The organism is Novosphingopyxis iocasae, from assembly GCF_014334095.1.
Taxonomy (GTDB): Bacteria; Pseudomonadota; Alphaproteobacteria; order Sphingomonadales; family Sphingomonadaceae; genus Novosphingopyxis; species Novosphingopyxis iocasae.
The window spans coordinates 1,925,969-1,944,669 of record NZ_CP060495.1 but is presented as its reverse complement, the minus strand read 5'-3'; the positions used below and the strand labels follow the sequence as shown (position 1 = coordinate 1,944,669).

The 18,701-nt window shown below is 65.6% G+C and carries 14 protein-coding genes; 10 read left to right on the top strand and 4 right to left on the bottom strand.

Translation table 11 applies throughout. From position 1 onward, the window contains the following. Positions 1–16 precede the first annotated feature (16 nt). The 8 genes from H7X45_RS09240 (at position 17) to H7X45_RS09205 (ending at position 10,286) form a co-directional block, all read left to right on the top strand. Positions 17–1,570: a lipid II flippase MurJ gene (locus H7X45_RS09240; RefSeq protein WP_187334613.1), complete on the top strand. Its 1,554-nt coding sequence runs from the start codon at positions 17–19 to the stop codon at positions 1,568–1,570. Then, the gene (locus tag H7X45_RS09235) at positions 1,567–2,649 is read left to right on the top strand and encodes a glycosyltransferase (RefSeq protein WP_187334612.1); all 1,083 of its coding nucleotides are present in this window, start codon (positions 1,567–1,569) and stop codon (positions 2,647–2,649) included. The genes H7X45_RS09240 and H7X45_RS09235 overlap by 4 nt, the downstream gene beginning before the upstream one ends. An 86-nt stretch (positions 2,650–2,735) precedes the next feature. Further along, on the top strand, positions 2,736–3,515 hold the full coding sequence (locus tag H7X45_RS09230; protein WP_187334611.1) for a polysaccharide biosynthesis/export family protein: 780 nt from the start codon (positions 2,736–2,738) through the stop codon (positions 3,513–3,515). Next, the gene (locus H7X45_RS09225) at positions 3,512–5,743 is read left to right on the top strand and encodes a hypothetical protein (protein WP_187334610.1); all 2,232 of its coding nucleotides are present in this window, start codon (positions 3,512–3,514) and stop codon (positions 5,741–5,743) included. The genes H7X45_RS09230 and H7X45_RS09225 overlap by 4 nt, the downstream gene beginning before the upstream one ends. Then, the gene (locus tag H7X45_RS09220; protein ID WP_187334609.1) at positions 5,721–7,061 is read left to right on the top strand and encodes an O-antigen ligase family protein; all 1,341 of its coding nucleotides are present in this window, start codon (positions 5,721–5,723) and stop codon (positions 7,059–7,061) included. Before H7X45_RS09225 ends, H7X45_RS09220 begins: the two co-directional genes overlap by 23 nt. After that, positions 7,058–8,275 (top strand): glycosyltransferase family 4 protein, encoded by a 1,218-nt coding sequence (locus H7X45_RS09215; RefSeq protein ID WP_187334608.1) that lies wholly within the window; start codon positions 7,058–7,060, stop codon positions 8,273–8,275. Before H7X45_RS09220 ends, H7X45_RS09215 begins: the two co-directional genes overlap by 4 nt. A 2-nt stretch (positions 8,276–8,277) precedes the next feature. Continuing rightward, a complete protein-coding gene (locus tag H7X45_RS09210; protein WP_187334607.1) occupies positions 8,278–9,438 on the top strand; it encodes a GNAT family N-acetyltransferase in 1,161 nt (386 codons plus the stop codon). Between the two features lie 11 nt (positions 9,439–9,449). After that, complete coding sequence (locus H7X45_RS09205; protein ID WP_187334606.1) at positions 9,450–10,286, top strand: cupin-like domain-containing protein; 837 nt, start codon at positions 9,450–9,452, stop codon at positions 10,284–10,286. A 171-nt stretch (positions 10,287–10,457) separates the two neighbouring features. Here H7X45_RS09205 and H7X45_RS09200 read toward each other — a convergent pair whose 3' ends face one another. The 3 genes from H7X45_RS09200 to H7X45_RS09190 form a co-directional block, all read right to left on the bottom strand. Next, entirely contained in the window at positions 10,458–11,177 is a 720-nt protein-coding gene (locus H7X45_RS09200; RefSeq protein ID WP_187334605.1) for a hypothetical protein, read from the bottom strand. 13 nt (positions 11,178–11,190) lie between these two features. After that, entirely contained in the window at positions 11,191–12,408 is a 1,218-nt protein-coding gene (locus H7X45_RS09195) for a toxic anion resistance protein (RefSeq protein WP_187334604.1), read from the bottom strand. Positions 12,409–12,542: 134 nt separating this feature from the next. After that, positions 12,543–13,505 carry a bile acid:sodium symporter family protein gene (locus tag H7X45_RS09190; RefSeq protein WP_246449416.1) on the bottom strand — a complete coding sequence of 321 codons (963 nt, stop codon included), beginning with the start codon at positions 13,503–13,505 and terminating at the stop codon, positions 12,543–12,545. Between the two features lie 394 nt (positions 13,506–13,899). Here H7X45_RS09190 and typA point away from each other — a divergent pair, with 394 nt between their 5' ends. Together typA and H7X45_RS09180 are read left to right on the top strand one after the other, a co-directional pair. Then, positions 13,900–15,714: a translational GTPase TypA gene (typA, locus tag H7X45_RS09185; RefSeq protein ID WP_187334603.1), complete on the top strand. Its 1,815-nt coding sequence runs from the start codon at positions 13,900–13,902 to the stop codon at positions 15,712–15,714. Positions 15,715–15,904: 190 nt separating this feature from the next. Then, positions 15,905–17,380, top strand: coding sequence for a PQQ-dependent sugar dehydrogenase (locus tag H7X45_RS09180; RefSeq protein ID WP_187334602.1), 1,476 nt, complete (start codon positions 15,905–15,907; stop codon positions 17,378–17,380). A gap of 79 nt (positions 17,381–17,459) precedes the next feature. On the opposite strand, the gene H7X45_RS09175 is transcribed toward H7X45_RS09180, so the two are convergent. Further along, positions 17,460–18,362 (bottom strand): LysR substrate-binding domain-containing protein, encoded by a 903-nt coding sequence (locus H7X45_RS09175; RefSeq protein ID WP_187334601.1) that lies wholly within the window; start codon positions 18,360–18,362, stop codon positions 17,460–17,462. Positions 18,363–18,701 lie beyond the last annotated feature (339 nt).

Here is an 18,701-nt window from a genome sequence, read left to right as displayed (position 1 = left end):
ATCCGGTCGCAGGGCGATGGCGCGTTCGACCATCGGCATCTTCCTGGTGCGCGGGTTCGACACCGCGCTCAGCTTCCTGGTCGCGATCCTGCTCGCGAACCGCTTCGGCGCGGGCGCGCAGCTCGATGCCTTTTTCATGGCGCGGCGGGCGACGGTAGGCATGACGGAGCTGGTGAAGCAGTTGGTGCAGCAGCTCGCAATGCCATCCATCGCACTTAGCATCGATCGCGGGCAGCGGCCGAGCTGGCGTACCCTGCCGCGCCCCGTGCTCTGGGTGATCGGCGCGATGCTGCTGGTGCCGCTGGTGGCGATCCTGTTTCCGGCCCCGATCATCGGCTTGTTCGCGCCGGGTTTCGCGGGCGAGCGGTTGGCGATCGGATCGACCATTCTCGCCATCCTGATCCCGCTGCTGCCCATCGCGGTTCTCTCCGCGTTGCTGCTCACTTATCTGGCGGCGCGCGGCGTATTCTTCTTCGGCGAATCGGCCCGCGCCTTTCAGCGGCTGTTGCTGATCCTTTTTCTCTTTTTCCTCGTGCCGCCCTTCGCCATTCTGGCGGTGGGCTGGACGATGCTGGGCGCCGGGCTGGTCTCTCTCTCGCTATTGGCGGGCGGCGCGCTGGTGATGCATCGGCGGCTGGCGAACCTCGAAACCCCTGATGAGCCTGCTGCACCCGTCAAAGCCTCGCCGCGCGGCCGTATCGGTTCGGCGCTGGCCATGTTCGCCTTCTTTCAGGTGACGGTGATGATCGATTTCGCCTTTGCCACGCAGCTGCCCACCGGCACCGTCGCGGCGATGGAATATGGCACGCGCCTCGTCTCCCTCCTCCCCGGTCTGGTCACCGCAAGCCTGACGACCGTGCTCTATCCCAAGATCGTGCGCATGATGGCAAGCGAGGATCGCGCGGCGGCGGCTGGCGCGCTCGGCAAGATGCTGCGCGGTACCTTGTTCCTGCAACTGCCCTTTTCGATCGCGCTGGCGATGGCTGCGCCCGCCGTCGTCGCGGTGCTGTTCGGCCATGGCGGGTTCGATGAGGCGGCGCAGGCGGAAACCGCGCTCGTGACCTCCGCCTATTCGATCGCGGCGATCTTTCTGATGCCGGGCAATATCGCGCTGAACGCGATCTTCAGCGATGCGCACCGATCGCCGCTCGTCCATATCCTGTTTCTCTGCACCTCTGGCCTGGCGCTGCGCTTCGTGGCGGTCTGGGCGGTGGTGCCGCAATATGGGCTGATCGGATTGAGCCTGGCGGTGATCGGCGCGACCATCTTCACAAGCATCCTGTGCCTTATCGTCTGCAAGCATCGCTTCCCCGATTTCCGGCTGCGCCGCTCGCTGGGTGAGAGCCTGGGCGCGCTGGCCTGCGCGGGCGTGGCGGCGCTGGCAGGCTGGGGCGCGGCGCAAATTTTCCCGACGCCGCAGGGCGTTTTCCTGTGGATCGCGGACGGTATCGTGATCGGCGGCGCGGTGATCCTGGCCTATGCGCTATCCGCGCTCGCAATCCGCCAGCAGGAGATGATGACGCTGGTGGTTGCCGCGCGGCCACTCTTGAAGCGGATCGGCTTCGCATGAGCGCGCAGCGGGTCGCTTTCCTGCTGCCGCACATGCGCCCCGGCGGGGCCGAGCGGGCAGTGCTGAACTGGTGCAAAGCGCTGGACCGAAGCCGTTTTGCGCCGATGCTGATGCTGAAGCGCGTCGAGGGAGCGTTTCTGGAGGAGGTGCCGGACGATGTGCCGGTGATCGATCTCGGCGGCGCACGCGCGGCGCGTCTGCCGAGTCGCATCCGCACGATGCTGCGCGGCCACGGCGTCGAGATTGCCTATAGCGCGACCAGCGCGATGAATTTGGCGCTCTGTGCAGCCGCGCGCGGCACGAGAACAAAGGTCGTCATCAGCGAGCATACAAGTCCGCGCGCTTATCTGGCGCAGGCGAAATGGCCTTTCCTGCGCCGCGCCGCGATGCGCCGCCTGCTGCCGCGCGCCGACGCCCTGTTCGTGCCGACCGAGGCGATCGGTGCGGAGCTATCCCATGTCGTACCGAAACTGCCGCCCACCACGGTGATCGCCAACCCCGTGGTCGATCGCATCGACTTTCGTCGTCCACGCGAACGCACGGCGGACGCGCCGCTGCGCCTCGTTTCGGCGGGCCGCCTGGTCCCTGCAAAGGCGTTCGATATCCTGATCGATGCCTGCGCGCTGCTGCGCGATCGCGGGCTCGCCTTTTCGCTCATCATTCATGGCGAAGGCCCAGAGGAAGCGCCGCTGCGCGCCCGGATCGCATCGCTCGGGCTTAGCCATCAGGTGCGCCTCGCCGGCCACGCCGCCGATCTTTCGCAGCGTCTCGCCGAAGCCGATCTGTTTGTGCTCGCGTCGCGCCGGGAGGGGTTCGGCAATGTGCTGGTGGAGGCGATGGCGGCAGGCACCCCGGTGCTCGCGGCGGCCAGCGACGGGCCGCGCGGACTGATCGAGGACGGGCGCACAGGGTGCCTCGTGCCGGTGGACGATGCCCCCGCGCTCGCCGCCGCCATCATCGCCATTGCCGCCGCGCCGGATGCAGTGGCAGCCCGCGCGGCCGCGGCGCAGGAAACGGCCGCGCGCTACGATATCGCCGCCTCCGCCAATGCACTTGCGGACGCTTTCGCGCGGTTATGATTAAACCAATGTTCAACATATCGTGGCAGGCGCAACGTGCCGGTCGTGGCTTTTTCATCGCTACGACCCGCTGAAAGGCGAATCGAATGCGCGCGATGACGAATGAAGTGAGGCAAATGCCCGTGCGGCGGCTGATGGCCGGCCTGCTGGCGACGAGCGCGCTCGCCTCCTGCGCGCCGCAGCTGCAATATGATGTGCCCGCCAGCATCGCGGTCGATCCCGGCACGCGCGATGTCGCGCGCCAGGCCAACGCCATGCTGGAGACCTATTATGCCAGCCGCGGCGATTTCTCGCCCAATGATGTGGTGCGGCTGACTTTCCCCTATTTCCCCGTTCTGAACACCGATCAGCGTGTGCAGCTATCGGGCTTTCTCACCCCGCCGCTGCTCGACCCGGTCCAGACGCGCGGCGTGTCCGTCGGCGAATTGCAGGCGCGCCTCGAAAAGCTCTACCAGCCCAAGCTGGAGAAGCCCGTCGTATCGGTCTCGGTGGTCGAATATGCCAATCCGCCGCCACTGCCGCAGATTTTTGTGATGGGCGAAGTCACCAACCCCGGCGCCTTCGCATACCGCGACGGCGTGACCATGCTGGAAGGGCTTGCGCGTTCGGGCGGGCCTAATCAGCGCGCCGATCTCAGTCAGGTCGTGGTGCTGACGCCCAATGGAGACCGCGTCGACGCGCGGCTCGTCAACCTGCAGGCGATCCTCGATGGTGCCCCCGGTTCGATCGGCTATCTCGCGCCCTACAGCATCGTCATCGTGCCTTCCAGCCGGCTGGCGCGCACCGCTGACAAGGCGGAGACGATCCGCAACATCATCGGCCTGAACGGCATCACCATCGCGCCCCGGTTCAGCTTCCTCCAATGAGCAGCACCGTCGCCCCGCCGGAAGAGAACATCTTCCTCTATTATGGCCGCGCCGCCGTGTCGCGCTGGCCGCTTCTGCTGGCCCTTATCCTGGTCTGCACCGTTGGCGCCTGGGCGTTCAGCGTGTTCGTGCTCGCCGATGATCCGGTGTATGAAGCAAGCACCAGCCTCAATGTCGTGCCGACATCGGAGGAGCTGGGCTATGCCAATCAGTTCGCGCGGGGGCAGACCACCGAGGGCGGGCTGATCCTCCTGCAGACCTATGCCGAATATGCGCGCGCCCGCGAAACGCGCATTCAGGTGGTGAACGAATATATCGCCATGCGCGCCAAGGCGGCGGGGATGAGCGAGAAGGCATGGCTCGCCAGTCAGCAGGGGCCGCCCGGATTCTCGCCCGGCCGCATCCTGTCGATCCTGAACTATGGCAGCGCGCCCGAACTGCCGCCGCGCGCAAAGATGGTGGCGGAGCTGGGCGAGGCGACGGTGATCGAATCGCTGGACGGTACCTATATGATGCAGCTGACGGTGGGCTGGGACGATCCGCGTTCCGCCGCCTGGTTCGCCAATGCGCTGGCCGATGCAGTGGTGGCCCGTGCGCAGAGCCTATCGCGCCAGTCCGGACAGCAACTGTCTGACGTCCTGCAGGCGGAGCTGGACCGGAAGATGCAGCAGCTGTCCGATCTCAAGAACCAGTCGCGCGAGCTGAAGATCGGGCTCGGCGTGGTCGATATCGACCGGCAGAAGCAGGCGCTGCTCGATGCGCAGCTGGCCGAGCAGGCTGCGCTTACCACCGATCGATCCGATGCCTCCGCCGCGCAGGCGCGTGTCGATGCGCTGCAGGCGCAGCGGACCGGCAAGCTCGGCACCACGCAGAACGAGATCGAACAGCAGCTGGCCTTGCAGAAGCCGCAGGCCGCCGCCGCGCGCCAGTCCAGCGCCGCGCGAGAGCGCCGGGTGAACTCGATCCAGGCGCAGCTCGAACGGCTGTCGCGCCAGGAACTGCGGATCAAGAACATCGACGATCAGATCTCGGCGCTCACTGATGAAGTGACCGAACTGACGCGCCGCACCCAGTTCAGCGAGACCGAGAACCTCACCAACATTCCGCGCATCCGCATCGTCGACCGCGCCGAGCCGCCGGCCGTGCGCAGTTCGCCCAAGGTGCTGCTGAACACCATCCTGGGCTTCATTCTGGGCTGCGCGTTGGCGGGCATGGCGCTGCTGCTGCTTGGCCCGAAACAAAAGCGCGTGCGCACGGTGAAGGCGGAGCCGGATGAGGATATCGCGGCCGCCCCCGTAACTCCGGCTTTCGTGACCGCAGCCGATCCCTTGCACGAGCTAAAGGAGCCTGAAGCGGAGTCCGAGCCCAAACCGGAAGCCTATGATGTGCCGGTAAAACCTTCGGAGGAGACGAAGGAGCAAGAGCATGCGATGGCTGAGGATGAGACGCCGTTCACCGCGCCGATCGTTGCCGCCGTGTCCGAACCGGACGTCAGCCCGGTGGCAGCGCCGGTTGCCGAGGCGCAGGATAATGATTTCTCGCAGGCCGCGCTCGCCAGTCTCGCGGTTGCCGGAGGTGGCGGACTGATCGCGGCAAGCGCAGCGGCCACGCCTTCGCGCCCACGTCCCTCACTGGTCGCGCCGCCCCCGCGCTCCAATCAGGAGGCGGCTGCGCTGGAACCTTCTTCGGATGCCGAAGCGCGTAACGATATGGCCGAAGCCGATACGGCGGACAGCCCCGCCACGGCCCTGGAAGAGCGCGATCTTGCCTCTCCGCATTACGACCACCGCCTGCTGCCGCGCCCGGAGGAGCCGCCGCATTACAGCCCCGCGCAGCTGTCAGAACTCGGCGATATGCTCATGCAATGGCTGTCGCCTGCCATCGCCAACGGCATGCCGATTTCGGTCGCCAGCCTGGACGATCCGGAAGATTCACGCATCGCGGCGCAGGCGATCGGCGATATGCTGTCCCGCCGCGGCATCGACACGCAGATCCTGGCGGGCGTCAACGACAACCGCGTAGGCGAAAGCGGGCTGACCGCGCGGCGTGTCAGCCTGATCGTGCGCGGCGCGCTGACCGAGCCGGGCCGCTTCAATGCGCTCGTGGCAAGGGCCGGTAACATCGTGCTCGCCACCCGCACCGAAATGCGGAACGAGGCCGAAGCGCTGGCGCGAAGTCTGGAAACCCTGACCGGCCAGCGTCCGCATGTCGCCTTTTTCGACGACTGAGATCGACGCGCCTGCGGCGCCGTCCGCCCGTCCGCGCGTGGACGACCGTGGGATTTTGGCGCTCGGCACGCTGGCGCTGACGCTGGTCGCGATTTTTGGTCAGCTCGATGCGGTCGCCAAGAAATTCATAGGCTTCCTGCCGCTCTCCCCGTTCGAGCTTCTGCTCGCGCTGCTGGTCGGGCTGGCTGCGCTGCTGATCGCATTGCCGGTGAAGCAGCGCCCGGTGATGGTCGATCCGCTGGGCGCAAAATTGATTGCGCTGCTGATCTGCTGGATCGGCGTGTGCACGGTGTTCGCGCAATATCACGCGCTCGCCTTCGAATATGCGATCCGCGCCATCGCGGTGATGCTGCTGCCGTTTCTGGTCGGTATTTTCCTGCGGGAGCCCAAGCTGCTGCAACCGGTGCTCTGGGGCATCATGGGGGCGGGGATCGTGACCGCGCTGATCATCATCTACGAAACGAAGACGGGCGCGCGGCTGTTTTCCACCTCGGTCGCCGCGGTGGAGGCGGACTTCGAGGGCAATATCCGCTCCGCCGGCGGATCGGACCTGAACCCCACCAGCGTGGCGCAGATGCTGATGGTCGCGGTGCTGCTGGCCGCCGGCCTGCTCGCCAGCGGATATAAACGCTTTCGGCCCGTGCTGATCGGCCTGATTCTGATCGGCAGCGCCGCGATCGTGATGACATCGGCGCGCAGCGCGGTCATTGGCCTTGGCATCGGCGGCATCATCATCCTGTTCCGCTTCTACCGCAGCCGCTGGTTTCCGCTTATCCTGCTCGGCGGCATTGCGCTGGCTGCTATAGGCCTTCTCTTCGTGCCCGCCACCACGCTGGCCCGGTTCGAGGCGGTGGCGAATTTCGCCGCGGACCGCTCCCTCTATCGCCGCATCACCTATCTGCGGATCGGCTGGGACCTGCTCCAGCAATCGCCGATCTGGGGTGTCGGGCCGGGTAATTTTCCGTCGCATTATGTGGAGGCGGAATATCGCTTCCTGCCGGGCCGCACGCTGAACCCAAGGGAGCTGCACAACACCTATCTGGATGCCGCGGTGGAATATGGCTTGATCGGTTTCGCGCTGTTCATGGGCGTGCTCGGCACGGCCTTCCTCGCGGTGGCACGGGCGGCACGCCGCGCGGTCGATCCGCTGCTGGCGCGCATGGCGCACGCGATCATGGCAGCGCTGGTGGCGCTCTATGCCGGAAGTTTCTTCATGCCGCACAAGGATTTCCGCTATCTCTGGCTGATGATCGGGCTTGCCATGGCCTGCGGCGCGATGCAGCGCTTCGAGGCGCGCCGCGCGGGGGAAGGGCCATGAAACTCGCCATCATCGTCACCGAATTTCCGAAGGCGACCGAGACCTTCATCTACCGCGATCTGATGGAGTTCCGGCGGCAGGGGGCCGATCTGCGGCTCTATCATGTCGCCCCGTTTCGTGCCGATCAGCAGCTTCACAGCTTCGCCGAGCCCTTGATGGCGGCGCGGCAGGAGATCGCGATGGCTGGCGGCAAGGCGCTGGGCGCGCTCGCCGCCGCGATGGTGCGGCATCCGTGGCGGCTCGCCAGGACGGTCGGCCAGATCGTGCGCGCCTACAAGCGGCAACCGAAGATTCTGGCCAAATCGCTTGCGCTGCTGCCCAAGGCGCTCGCCATCGCAGCAGACGCGCGGAAATGGGGCGCGGCGCATGTTCATGCCGAGTTCGCCGGACACCCCGCAACCGCCGCCTGGATTGGCCGACGCTTCGGGGGCCCGGAATATTCGGTGAGCTGCCGCGCGCACGACATTTTTCGCACGCAAAAGCTTCTGCCCGAAAAGCTGGGTGAGGCAAACGGCGTGCGCACGGTGAGCGATTTCGGGTGGGATTTCCTGCGCGAGAAACTGCCGAATGGCCGCGCGCTGGATATTGAGGTGATCCACAGCAGCATCGATACCGGCGCCATCACGGCCGCGCCCGTGCCGATCGATCCCGCCGCGCCGCGTCTGCTCTATGTCGGTGCACTGGAGCCGAAAAAAGGCGTGGAATATCTGATCGACGCGCTCGCCCGGATCAATGCCGAACTTGGCGATTGGAACTGCGTTCTGATCGGCACCGGGCCGAGCGCCGAAGCGCTGCAACGCCGCGCGCGGGAGGCAGGCATCGCGGAGCGCATGGACTTTCGCGGGCGGCAGGATTTCGCGGCGGTGGCCGAGGCTTATGCCGGGGCGCAGATCTGCCTGTGCCCCAGCATCATCGGCCCGGACGGGCGGATGGAGGGCATCCCCAATGTCATGATCGAGGCGCTGGCCTATCGCCGCCCCGCGATCGCCACCGCCATCTCCGGCATTCCGGAGCTGATTACCGATGGCGAGCACGGCCTGCTCGTGCCGCAAAAGGACGCAGGCGCGCTGGGCGCGGCGATTCTGCGGCTGGTGAGCGACCCGGCAGAGGCCGCCGAAATGGCGGAGCGCGGGCGCGCCAAGGTGGTGGACGAGTTCGATCTTTCCCGCAACGCCGCGCGGCAGCTGGCGCTGTTCGCCGGGCGGAAGGGCTGATCATGGGTAAGCGCGGCGCCTCCGCGCGCGATCGATTTGCCCGAGCCGAGTTTAGCTGGCGCGCACCGGACGATATTGATGCGGCGCTGCTGGAGCGCTGGCAGGCCCTCGCCGACATGGCGGGCGAGCCCAATATCTTCTACGAACCCGCGCTTTTAATGCCCGCCATCCACCATTGCCGGGGCGAGGACGATCTGTCGCTGTTCCTGCTCTGGAAGGGCGCGCCCGACGCATCCGAACTGATCGGGCTGATGCCGATGACGCGCAGCTGGCGCTATCGCCGCTGGCCGTTCCGCCACATTGCCAATTGGCGCCATGCCAACGCCTTTCTCGGCAGCCCGCTGGTGGTGCCGGGGGCGGAAGAGGTCTTCTGGACTGCGCTCATCCGCGCGGTCGAGGCGCGCTTCTGGGGCGGATTTTTGCATATTCAGGGCCTGCCGCTCGACGGACCGCTCGCCAAGGGATTGCGCCGCGCGGGCTATGCGATGGGGCGTCGGCACGATGTGGTGCAGGTGCGCCCGCGCGCCTTCATCTTTGCGCAAGGGCGCGATGCGGACGATTATTATAAAGGCGCGGTTCGGCCGAAGAAACGCAAGGAACTACGTCGCCAACGCGCGCGGCTGGAGGAGCTCGGCGCGCTGACCGAGCATCGCTGGACCGACGACGAAGGGCTGGACCGCTGGGTGGAAGAGTTCCTGACGCTGGAGGCGGCGGGCTGGAAAGGCGGGGAGGGAACCGCGCTCGCCTCTTCACCGGAAACCGCCGCATTCTTCCGGGAGGCGATGGCGGGTGCCGCGGCGCGCGGACAACTGTTGCGGCAGGGCCTGCGGCTCGACGGCCGGCCTATCGCGATGCTGGTCACGCTGCGATCGGGCGCGGGAGCGTTCTCCTTCAAGACCGCGTTCGACGAGGAACTGGCGCGTTATTCGCCCGGTGTGCAGTTGCAGCTGATGAACCTGCAGAATCTGGCCGATCCTAGCCTTGCCTGGATCGACAGCTGCGCGGCGCAGGACCATCCGATGATCGACCATCTGTGGCGCGCGCGGCGGCCCATCGGCAGCGTCTCGATCGCGCTGAACGGACGCGGGCGGGGCGCTTATTTTCGCGCCGTGCGCGCCGCTGAAGAATTGCACAAGCGCCTGAAACAGGCACGGGGGAAATAGGGGAGCAGCACATGACGATTTTCAGCGAGACCGCGCGCGCCGAATTTTCCGCGCTCTATCCGGAGGTGCCGGGGCGGCTCCACCACGGCCTGCGCGATCACGACCTGCTGACGCTGCCCGCCTTGGCCGATCTGGCAGAGCGGCTCGATCCGGCGCGCGTCGAATATAATCTGGGCGATCTGCCCGTCGGCATCGCCCCAGAGGACGTGCCTGCCAACGGCCTGAGCATCGGCGACACCATCCGCAACATCGACGGTGCGAACAGCTGGGCGGTGCTGAAAAATGTGGAGAGCGATCCGGCCTATGCCGCGCTGCTGCACGAATTGCTGGGGGAGCTGGAGGGCGATATCGTGCCCAAGACCGGCGCGATGAAGAAGCTGCAGGCCTATATCTTCATCTCCTCGCCGCGCTCGATGACGCCCTATCATTTCGATCCCGAACACAACATTCTGCTGCAATTGCGCGGCACCAAGACGATGCGCGTCTACCCGCCCGGCGATCCGCGGTTCGCGCCGCAGGAGGCGCATGAAAGCTATCATCGCGGGGGCAACCGCAACCTCGTCTGGCAGGACGGTTTTTCGGACGGCGGCATGGATGTGACGCTGGAGCCGGGGCAGGCGATCTACGTCCCCGTCATGGCGCCGCATTATGTGCGCAACGGGCCGGAGCCCAGCATCTCGCTGTCGATCACCTGGCGTTCCGCCTGGAGCGTGGCGGAGGCGAACGCGCATGCTTTCAACGGCACGCTGCGCAAGCTGGGGATGCGCCCCAAACCCCCGGGCCGCTTCCCCGCGAGCAACCGCGGCAAGGCACTGGCCTGGGGCGTGGCGCGGCGGCTGGGGATGTAGTTTCCGCGCCACCCAATTACAGCGGCATTCGTGACCGATGGTTCGCTAACAGAACCACGTCATTGCGAGCGTAGCGAAGCAATCCAGGGCCGTTGCAGCGCTGCGGGGCTCTGGATTGCCGCGTCGCCTTCTGCTCCTCGCAATGACGTCGGGCTGAAGCGCGGGAGCCGCTTACTCTTCGCCCGCCCCGTCATATTTCAGCTCCAGAAACCGCCCGCGCGTCGCCAGCTTGTCGAGCTCGCCTCGCGCGATCTGGCCGGTCATCGTCTCGATTTCGCGGTCGATGGTGCGCAGGCCGCCGATCAGCTGTTCTTCGGGCGTGGAGCCGCCATTGTCCTTGCGCCGCAACGGTTCGGGGATCGATTTGTAGCCGTTGATCATGTCCGGCAGATATTCGCCCAACAGCTTGCGCACCTCCTGCGCCGCCGGATCGTTCTCGCCCAAAGTCGCGAGCTGCGGGGAGAGCTGGTCCAGCCGCGTGCCGATGCCGTCGATCAGCGTCACGGCGGGCGCGGGGAGGGCGGGGCGCTGACGCTCCAGCCAGATTTCGGTCTTGCCGGCGAGCGTCTTGAGGTCGGCCTTCTGGATCGTCTCCGGCGTCGGCTCGGGCAGGCCCGGCAGCATCGCGGCGATCACGAAGGCGAGCAGGATCAGGCCGATGGCGATCATCACGCCGGTAAAGCCGATGCCGTTCAGGATCAGCCCCGCGATCATCGCGGCGATGACCACCGCGGCCGCGCCGCCCGCGCCGATGGCGAGCTTCTGCAGCGCCTTCTTGCGCTTCAACTCCTTGGAGCGCTGGCCGATCGAGCCTTCGCGCCGCGCCCGCTGATCGGGGATCACGCGGGCGGCGCTGCGCATCACGGCGTCATGATCGGAGGCGGTGACCATCGGCTTCAGCCCCTCACTCCGCGCCCAGCGCGCTGAGCAGCTCCGGCTCGGCCCCGCGCGCGTCCTTCAGCGCGGCGGCCTGCCCCTCGGCGCGGGCGATATAGCCCTTGGACTTCTCCACCTCGCCTTCCAGCGCATCGACCGTCTGCTTCATGGAGCCGAGCGCCTGCAGCTTGAACTGATCGATCGTGTCCATCGTGTCGTAGATATCCTGGAACGCTTTGCTGAGCGTTTCGAGCGGAATGGTGCTGCCCGCCGCCTGCTCGTGGATCAGCGCGGTATTCTCGCGCATCATCTTGCCGGTGCCTTCGATGATGTTTGCAGTGGTAGTGTTGAGCGCCGTGATTTGGTCGAGGACCAGTTTCTGGTTGGTCATCGCCTGCGCCACCGTGACGGCGGTGCGCAGCGCGCCGACGGTGGTCGTGCTGGCCCGGTCCACGCCCTTCACCAGCTCGACATTGTTCTTTTTGACCAGATCGAGCGCGAGATAACCCTGCACCGTCACCGCCATTTGCGTCAGCAGGTCCTGCGTGCGTTGGCGCACATAGAATAGCGCCGTCTCGCGGATCGCCTTGGCCTTGGCCGGATCGCTATGATCCAGTTCGTCCGCCTTTTCCTCCAGCCGCGCGTCCATGGTCTTGGAGATGTGGATCATCTGTTCCAGATCGCCCATCGCCGCCCACAGCTTGGTGCGCTCCACATCGATGGCGGCATTGTCCATCAACAGCTCGTCCTTGCCGTTCTTCAGCCGGTCGAGGATCGACGAGATGTGCCCCTGCGCGCTCTTGTAGCCGTCGAAATAGTCGCGCAGCTTGTTGCCGAAGGGGATGACGCCGAACAGCTTCTTCTTCTGCAGCAGCTTGCCGCGCTTGCTGGGATCGAGATCCTCCACCGTCCGGCGCAGTTCGGCCAGGTCCGCGCCGACGCCGCTGGTTTCGTCCATCGCGCGCACGGGCCGGTCCAGGAAGCGGTTGGACTGGCCGGCGGCGGCCTGCAATTCCTTGCGGCCCATATTGGTGATCTGATCGACCCGCTTGCCGAATTCGGGCGAGTTCACGTCCTGCGCGACGAGATCGGCCAGGAACTGCTCGACCTTTTCGTCGAGCTTGGATTTCTTCTCCTCGCTCACCGGAACAAGGCCCGCGGCTCGCTCCGCACTGACGGTCGGCACCGGATCGGGCGGGGTCAGTTCCAGCTTGCTGTCGGTGGCGGTCTGGGTGGCTTCGGCCATGGTCGTGTCTGCTCCTTTGGCGGGAAAGATGGACGGCGCGGGGCCGGTCATCAAGCCCGTTCGTCTTACACTGTATTGTATTGGCAGAACAGTGCAATCCTTGGAGCCATCTGCTCCTCGCAATCATGTTGCGTTTATCCGCGCTTCTCACCCAATCTTGCCGCCAGCGGCGCGCTCAGCACCAATTGGGAGAGGTGGTAGATCAGCACCGGCAGGAGGATGATACCTGCCCGGTCCGCGCTGAACAGGATCGCGGCGAGCGGGGCGCCGATGGCGATCGATTTCTGCGCGCCGGAAAACAGCATCGTGCGCCGGTCCGGCCCGTCCAGCCGCAGAAGCCCGCCGACGAGCCACGCCCCGCCAAAGCCGAAGGCCAGGAAAGCGGCGATCGCGGCGCCCATCACGGCAAACTCGCTCGCGCTCACCTGCCCCAGCGCGCCGTCCACCACCGCGCCCGAAAAGGCGACATAGACCGCGATGGCGATGGCCGTGCGGTCCATCCAGGTCACCAGCGCCTTGCGTTCGGCCACCAGCGGACGCAGCCATTTCTGCAGGATCTGGCCGAGCGCGAAGGGCAGGAGCAGGATGGTCATGATGCGGATCACCGCATCGCCCGTCACGCTGACGCCTGCCGTGCTGGCCAGCGCGGCGAAGAGGATCGGCGTCAGCACCACGCCGACGAGGTTGAGCAGCGCCGCGGCCACCACGGAAGCGGCGACATTGCCGCCCGCAAGGCTGGAATAAGCGGTGGCCGATTGCACGGTGGAGGGCAGGGTGCCGAGGAACAACAGGCCGAGCGCCAGATCGGTGGGCAGCCAGATCATGGCAAGGTGCGACAGGCCGTAGCCCGCGCCCGCCATCACCGCGAAAACGAAGACGAACAGCGCCGCCTGCAGCTTCCAGTTCTTCAGCGCGCGGCCCAGCTCCTCGCGCGGCAGACGCAGGCCGTGGAGCAGGAACAGCAGAAAGATCGCCGCCGAGCTGACGATGCTGGCAATCTCCGCGGAGCGCCCGCTCACCGGCAGCACGCTCGCCAACAGCACGGTGGCGAACAGCAGCAGCACGAAGCGATCGGTAAAGGCGCGCAGGAGCATCATGGATTAGCGCGCTGTGGCGGTGGGGCGGAGGGAGCGCAAGGGCGCAGCGCGAGGTTTGGGGGTTAGCGACGTTTTTCGACGTGCTCTGAAACCTTCGGCGCGGGGCGGGGGCGGGACAGGGGACAGGGCAGCGGAAAAGCCCGTAGCCCTGAGCCTGTCGGAGTCGCAGACGGCCCGCAGGGCCAACGGCGCTTCTCCTAGACGCGCGGCGCTCGCCCGATAGACGTCCTTCGACAAGCTCAGGACTTACGGGGTGGGGCGACGGGCTCCTCTCCCGCAACATCCACCCCAACGCCCCTTGTCGCAGCGCAGCATAGGCGCTATGGGCGCCGTGCGTGCGAGATGCGGGCGATGCGCGCCCGCCGCACCCCTCTCATTTCCAAGGCCCGCCCCCATGTCCCTTCGCAACATTGCGATCATCGCGCACGTTGACCACGGCAAGACCACCCTCGTCGACCAGCTCTTCCGTCAGTCCGGTACCTTCCGCGACAACCAGCGCGTCGAGGAGCGCGCGATGGATTCGAACGATCTGGAAAAGGAACGCGGGATCACCATCCTCGCCAAGCCGACGTCGATCGAGTGGGAAGGCCTGCGCATCAACATCGTCGATACGCCCGGCCACGCCGATTTCGGCGCCGAGGTGGAGCGCATCCTCTCCATGGTCGACGGCGTGATCCTGCTGGTCGACAGCGCCGAGGGCGCGATGCCGCAGACCAAGTTCGTCACCGGCAAGGCGCTGGCGCTGGGCCTGAAGCCCATCGTCGTCGTCAACAAGATCGACCGTCCCGATGGCCGCCCCTCCGAAGTGCTGGACGAGGTGTTCGATCTGTTCGTGAACCTGGGCGCCAATGATGAGCAGCTGGAATTCCCGGTGCTCTACGCCTCGGGCCGCAACGGCTATGCCAGCGAAGATATCGACGCACGCGAAGGCACGCTGGACCCGATGTTCCAGCTGATCCGCGATCATGTGCCGGCCCCCGGCCTGGACGAGAATGCGCCGTTCAAGTTCCTCGCCACCCTGCTGGACCGCGACAACTTCATGGGCCGCGTGCTGACCGGCCGCGTCCAGTCCGGCACCATCCGCGTCAACGATCCGATCAAGGCGATCGACCGCGACGGCAAGCTGATCGAGAGCGGCCGCGCGACGAAGCTGATGAGCTTCCGCGGCCTGGAACGCGTTCCCGTCGAAGAAGCGCGCGCCGGAGACATCATCGCGCTTGCCGGCCTGGAAGACGCGACCGTCGCCAACACCATCTGCCAGCCCGACGTCACCGATCCGATCGCCGCGCAGCCGATCGATCCGCCGACGCTCGCCATGCGCTTCGCCGTCAACGACAGCCCCTTTGCGGGCCGCGAGGGCGACAAGGTGACCAGCCGCATGATCCGCGATCGCCTGATGCGCGAAGCGGAAACCAACGTCGCGATCCGCGTGACCGAAGCCGCCGACAAGGACAGCTTCGAAGTCGCGGGCCGCGGCGAACTGCAGCTCGGCGTTGTCATTGAAACCATGCGCCGCGAAGGCTTCGAGCTCGGCATCAGCCGTCCACGTGTGCTGTTCCGCGATGGGCCCGAGGGCCGCGAGGAGCCTTATGAAACCGTCGTAATCGACGTGGACGACGAACATTCCGGCACGGTTGTGGAGAAGATGCAGCGCCGCAAGGCGGAGATGACCGAGATGCGTCCCTCCGGCGTCGGCAAGACGCGCATCACCTTCTCCGCCCCCAGCCGCGGCCTCATCGGCTATCATGGCGAATTTCTGTCCGACACGCGCGGCACGGGCATCATGAACCGCCTGTTCGAGAAATACGGGCCCTATAAGGGCGCCGTCGGCGGCCGTCAGAACGGCGTGCTGATCTCCAACTCCACGGGCGAAGCGGTCGGCTATGCGCTGAACGCGCTGGAAGAGCGCGGCATCCTGTTCGTCAGCCCGCAGGAAAAGGTTTACGAAGGCATGGTGATCGGCGAGAACGCCAAGCCGGACGATCTGGAAGTGAACCCGCTGAAATCCAAGCAGCTCACCAACTTCCGTTCCACCGGCAAGGACGACGCCATCCGCCTGACCCCGCCCACGCGCATGACGCTGGAACAGGCCATCGCCTATATCGACGATGACGAGATGGTCGAGGTAACCCCCCAGAGCATCCGCCTGCGCAAGGCGATCCTCGACCCCAACGAGCGCAAGAAAGCGAGCCGCAAGAAAGCGGCCTGACTCGAGGCTCTGGGCCCCTTCCCGCCTATGCGGGAAGGGGCAAAGGACGAAACCGGTCAGTCCGCTGAACGGTTTCACGGCGATCGTTTGCCGAACTTGCAGGTAAAACTATTCGATAGACTTGATCGACAAAGATATCGTCCGACGTTAGTCGTCGAGTATGAAGAACAGACTACATTGGCTTCGTGCCATGCCCCTGGCGCTTACCGTGCTCCTTGCCGCCTGTGGCGGAAGCGACAGCAGTTCAACTCCGCCACCGCCGCCCCCGGCCGCTAATGTCGCTCCGACGATTGCATCGGGCAGCACTGCGAAAGTGGTGGAGAACAATGCGACTGCCTATCGGATCGACGGGCGCGATCAGAATGGCGACAGCCTGACCTATTCGGTCTCGGGCGGGGCGGATGCCAGCCTCTTTTCGATTAACGGCTCAGACCTCGTGTTCAAGGTCGCGCCGAACTACGAGCGACCGCGCGATTCCAACCTCGACAATATTTACGTGGTGGAGGTAAGCGTCAGCGATGGACAGGAAACCGCCCGTAAGACCGTCGAGATTACCGTAACCAATGACAAGGAGGGCATCGCGGTCACGCGGGTGGCCACCGGCTTCAACCAGCCTACTTTCGTTACGCCGGTTCCGGGATCGAACCGGCTTTTCGTGAGCGAGAAAGGCGGCCGCATCTATTCTGTCGATATGTCGGGTGTTAAAACGCTGGCAACCACCGTCACGGACATCAGTACCGCTGGCGAAGGGGGGCTTCTCGGCATGGCACCTACGCCGGATTTCGCCAATTTTAGCGGCATGATCGTGTTCGCTGTGGCGCAAAATGGCGATATCGAACTGCGAACGATCTACGCAACCGGCGGGACCAGCCGGGACGGCGTAACGAACTACGCCATCCCTCACCCGACCTATACCAATCATTATGGTGGCTGGATGACGTTCGGTCCCGATGGCAACCTGTATGTCGCCACCGGCGATGGTGGCGGAGCCGGGGACCCGGAAGGCAATGCGCAGAACCCGCAGTCCAAACTGGGTAAGATCCTTCGCTTCCGTTACGACGCCGATCCTTATGCGGGCGCCTCGGTACCCAGGAATTTTCAACTCTCTCCTGCGGCCGGCAATCCCTACACCGTGCGATCGGGCGGCGATCCCACCGTTTATGCGCTGGGCCTGCGTAATCCCTTCCGCGCTACCTTCGATGGCAATAATCTGCTCATCGGTGATGTGGGGCAGGACAAAGTCGAAGAGATCGACTGGTTGAGCACCACCGATGGCGCGCTGACCAATTTCGGCTGGCCGGTGCGCGAAGGGACGCTGCCCTATCAAGGTTCCACCACGAGCATGCTGACAAACCCGGTGCTGCAATATCGCCATGGCTCGGGCTGGTTCGAGGGCAATTCGATCATCATGGGCGTGCGCGCCAGTGGCTATCCTGGCCTCAAATATCTGTTCGCCGATTTCGCCAATGGCAATATCTGGAATTATTCGGGCGACTTCGTCAGCGGCACTACGCTGGATATGAACAATGTCGAAAACCGCAGCGACGATTTACAGCCGGAAGTGGGGACGATCGACAATCCGGTGGCCTTCACGGTCGGCGGCGACGGCCTGGTCTACATCCTGGATTTTGACGGTGAACTGTTCCGAGTGGGCAAGGCGAACTGAGTTCGATCGGCGCGCCATCGGGCGGCGCGCCGATCGACCAGCCAAGACACCTGGCGTTGTGGCCTGAATCTCTACCCTCTCAAGCCAGCTCCACCCGTGCCTGGTCGGCGATGCGGCGGGCGATTTCGGCGTAGACGTCCGCATAGGCGGCGTTCTTGCGCCACACCGCGGCGATGGAGCGGCGTTCGCTCCAGCGTTCGATGTTGAGGCGCCGCACCATGTCCTTGCCGCTCGCTTCGGAGCGCAGATAGAGCTCGGGCAGCAGCGCAAGGCCCACGCCCGATCCCACCATCTGGCGCAGGCTGTCGAGGCTCGTGCCCTCATAATCGCCCATCAGCACCGCCCCGCTGCGTTCGCACAACCGCTCGATCGCGCGGTGATAATTGTGCCGCCGGTCGATGGTGACGAAGGTGGCCCCCGCTAGCTCCCCCAGCGCGATGGAGTCGCGCTTCACGAAGGGGTGTTCCGGCGGGGCGATCACCGCCAGCGGCTCGTCGAACAGATGTTCGACATGCAGATGCTCCCCGCGCACCGGCATCGGCGCCAGGATCATGTCGATCCCGCCATGCGCAATCTCGCCGATCTGCCGGTCCGGAATGCCTTCGCGGATCAGGAGCTTCAGGTCCGGCACGTCGCGGTGCAGCGATGCGATCACCTGCGGCATCAGATAGGGGCCGAGCGTGGGGCTGACGCCGAAACGTACGCGCCCCAGCGGCCCGCTGGCGGCAAGGGCTGCGACATGCTTTAGCTCCTGCACCTCGCGCAACACGGCGCGCGCGCGGTCCACGATCTCGCGCCCTGCGGGGGTGACGGAGACGCCGCGCCCGGCGCGGTCCAGCAGCGCGGTGCCCAGCCGCTCCTCCAACGCCTTCAGCTGGTGGCTGAGCGTGGGCTGCGAGACGTTGAGCCGCTCCGCCGCGCGGCCGAAATGCCCCTCCTCCGCCACACCGATGAGATATTCGAGCTGCCGGATGGATACCATGCCCACACGATAGATAAATTCTATCGTTTGGCCAGCGCTGTTTCGATTGGTCTTATGACGCGCCAGCCGCCATCTGTTGGGGGAACGAGGAGCAGATCGAAACCGGGGGACGGGCAGCCCCCGATACCGTCGGACCTCAAACGAAAAAGCGCGCTAGGACGGCGCACCGCTTCCCACCCCTTCTCCCTGCGGGGTGCCGTCCGACAAATTGGGGCATGGCTTTTAGTCTTTAACGGACGGCTTTGGGTGGCCCGCCATGCCCCAAACCACCCCCCTAGTGCATGAGGCAATCGCAGCGGAAGGGCCAAGCCCCGCCCCGCTGCGATTGCCCGCCGAGCG

Coding starts and splice junctions, on each gene's coding strand:
- H7X45_RS09240 (WP_187334613.1), top strand. CDS start 17: ATGGCGCGTTCGACCATCGGCATCTTCCTGGTGCGCGGGTTCGACACC.
- H7X45_RS09235 (WP_187334612.1), top strand. CDS start 1,567: ATGAGCGCGCAGCGGGTCGCTTTCCTGCTGCCGCACATGCGCCCCGGC.
- H7X45_RS09230 (WP_187334611.1), top strand. CDS start 2,736: ATGCGCGCGATGACGAATGAAGTGAGGCAAATGCCCGTGCGGCGGCTG.
- H7X45_RS09225 (WP_187334610.1), top strand. CDS start 3,512: ATGAGCAGCACCGTCGCCCCGCCGGAAGAGAACATCTTCCTCTATTAT.
- H7X45_RS09220 (WP_187334609.1), top strand. CDS start 5,721: ATGTCGCCTTTTTCGACGACTGAGATCGACGCGCCTGCGGCGCCGTCC.
- H7X45_RS09215 (WP_187334608.1), top strand. CDS start 7,058: ATGAAACTCGCCATCATCGTCACCGAATTTCCGAAGGCGACCGAGACC.
- H7X45_RS09210 (WP_187334607.1), top strand. CDS start 8,278: ATGGGTAAGCGCGGCGCCTCCGCGCGCGATCGATTTGCCCGAGCCGAG.
- H7X45_RS09205 (WP_187334606.1), top strand. CDS start 9,450: ATGACGATTTTCAGCGAGACCGCGCGCGCCGAATTTTCCGCGCTCTAT.
- H7X45_RS09200 (WP_187334605.1), bottom strand. CDS start 11,177: ATGGTCACCGCCTCCGATCATGACGCCGTGATGCGCAGCGCCGCCCGC.
- H7X45_RS09195 (WP_187334604.1), bottom strand. CDS start 12,408: ATGGCCGAAGCCACCCAGACCGCCACCGACAGCAAGCTGGAACTGACC.
- H7X45_RS09190 (WP_246449416.1), bottom strand. CDS start 13,505: ATGATGCTCCTGCGCGCCTTTACCGATCGCTTCGTGCTGCTGCTGTTC.
- typA (WP_187334603.1), top strand. CDS start 13,900: ATGTCCCTTCGCAACATTGCGATCATCGCGCACGTTGACCACGGCAAG.
- H7X45_RS09180 (WP_187334602.1), top strand. CDS start 15,905: ATGCCCCTGGCGCTTACCGTGCTCCTTGCCGCCTGTGGCGGAAGCGAC.
- H7X45_RS09175 (WP_187334601.1), bottom strand. CDS start 18,362: ATGGTATCCATCCGGCAGCTCGAATATCTCATCGGTGTGGCGGAGGAG.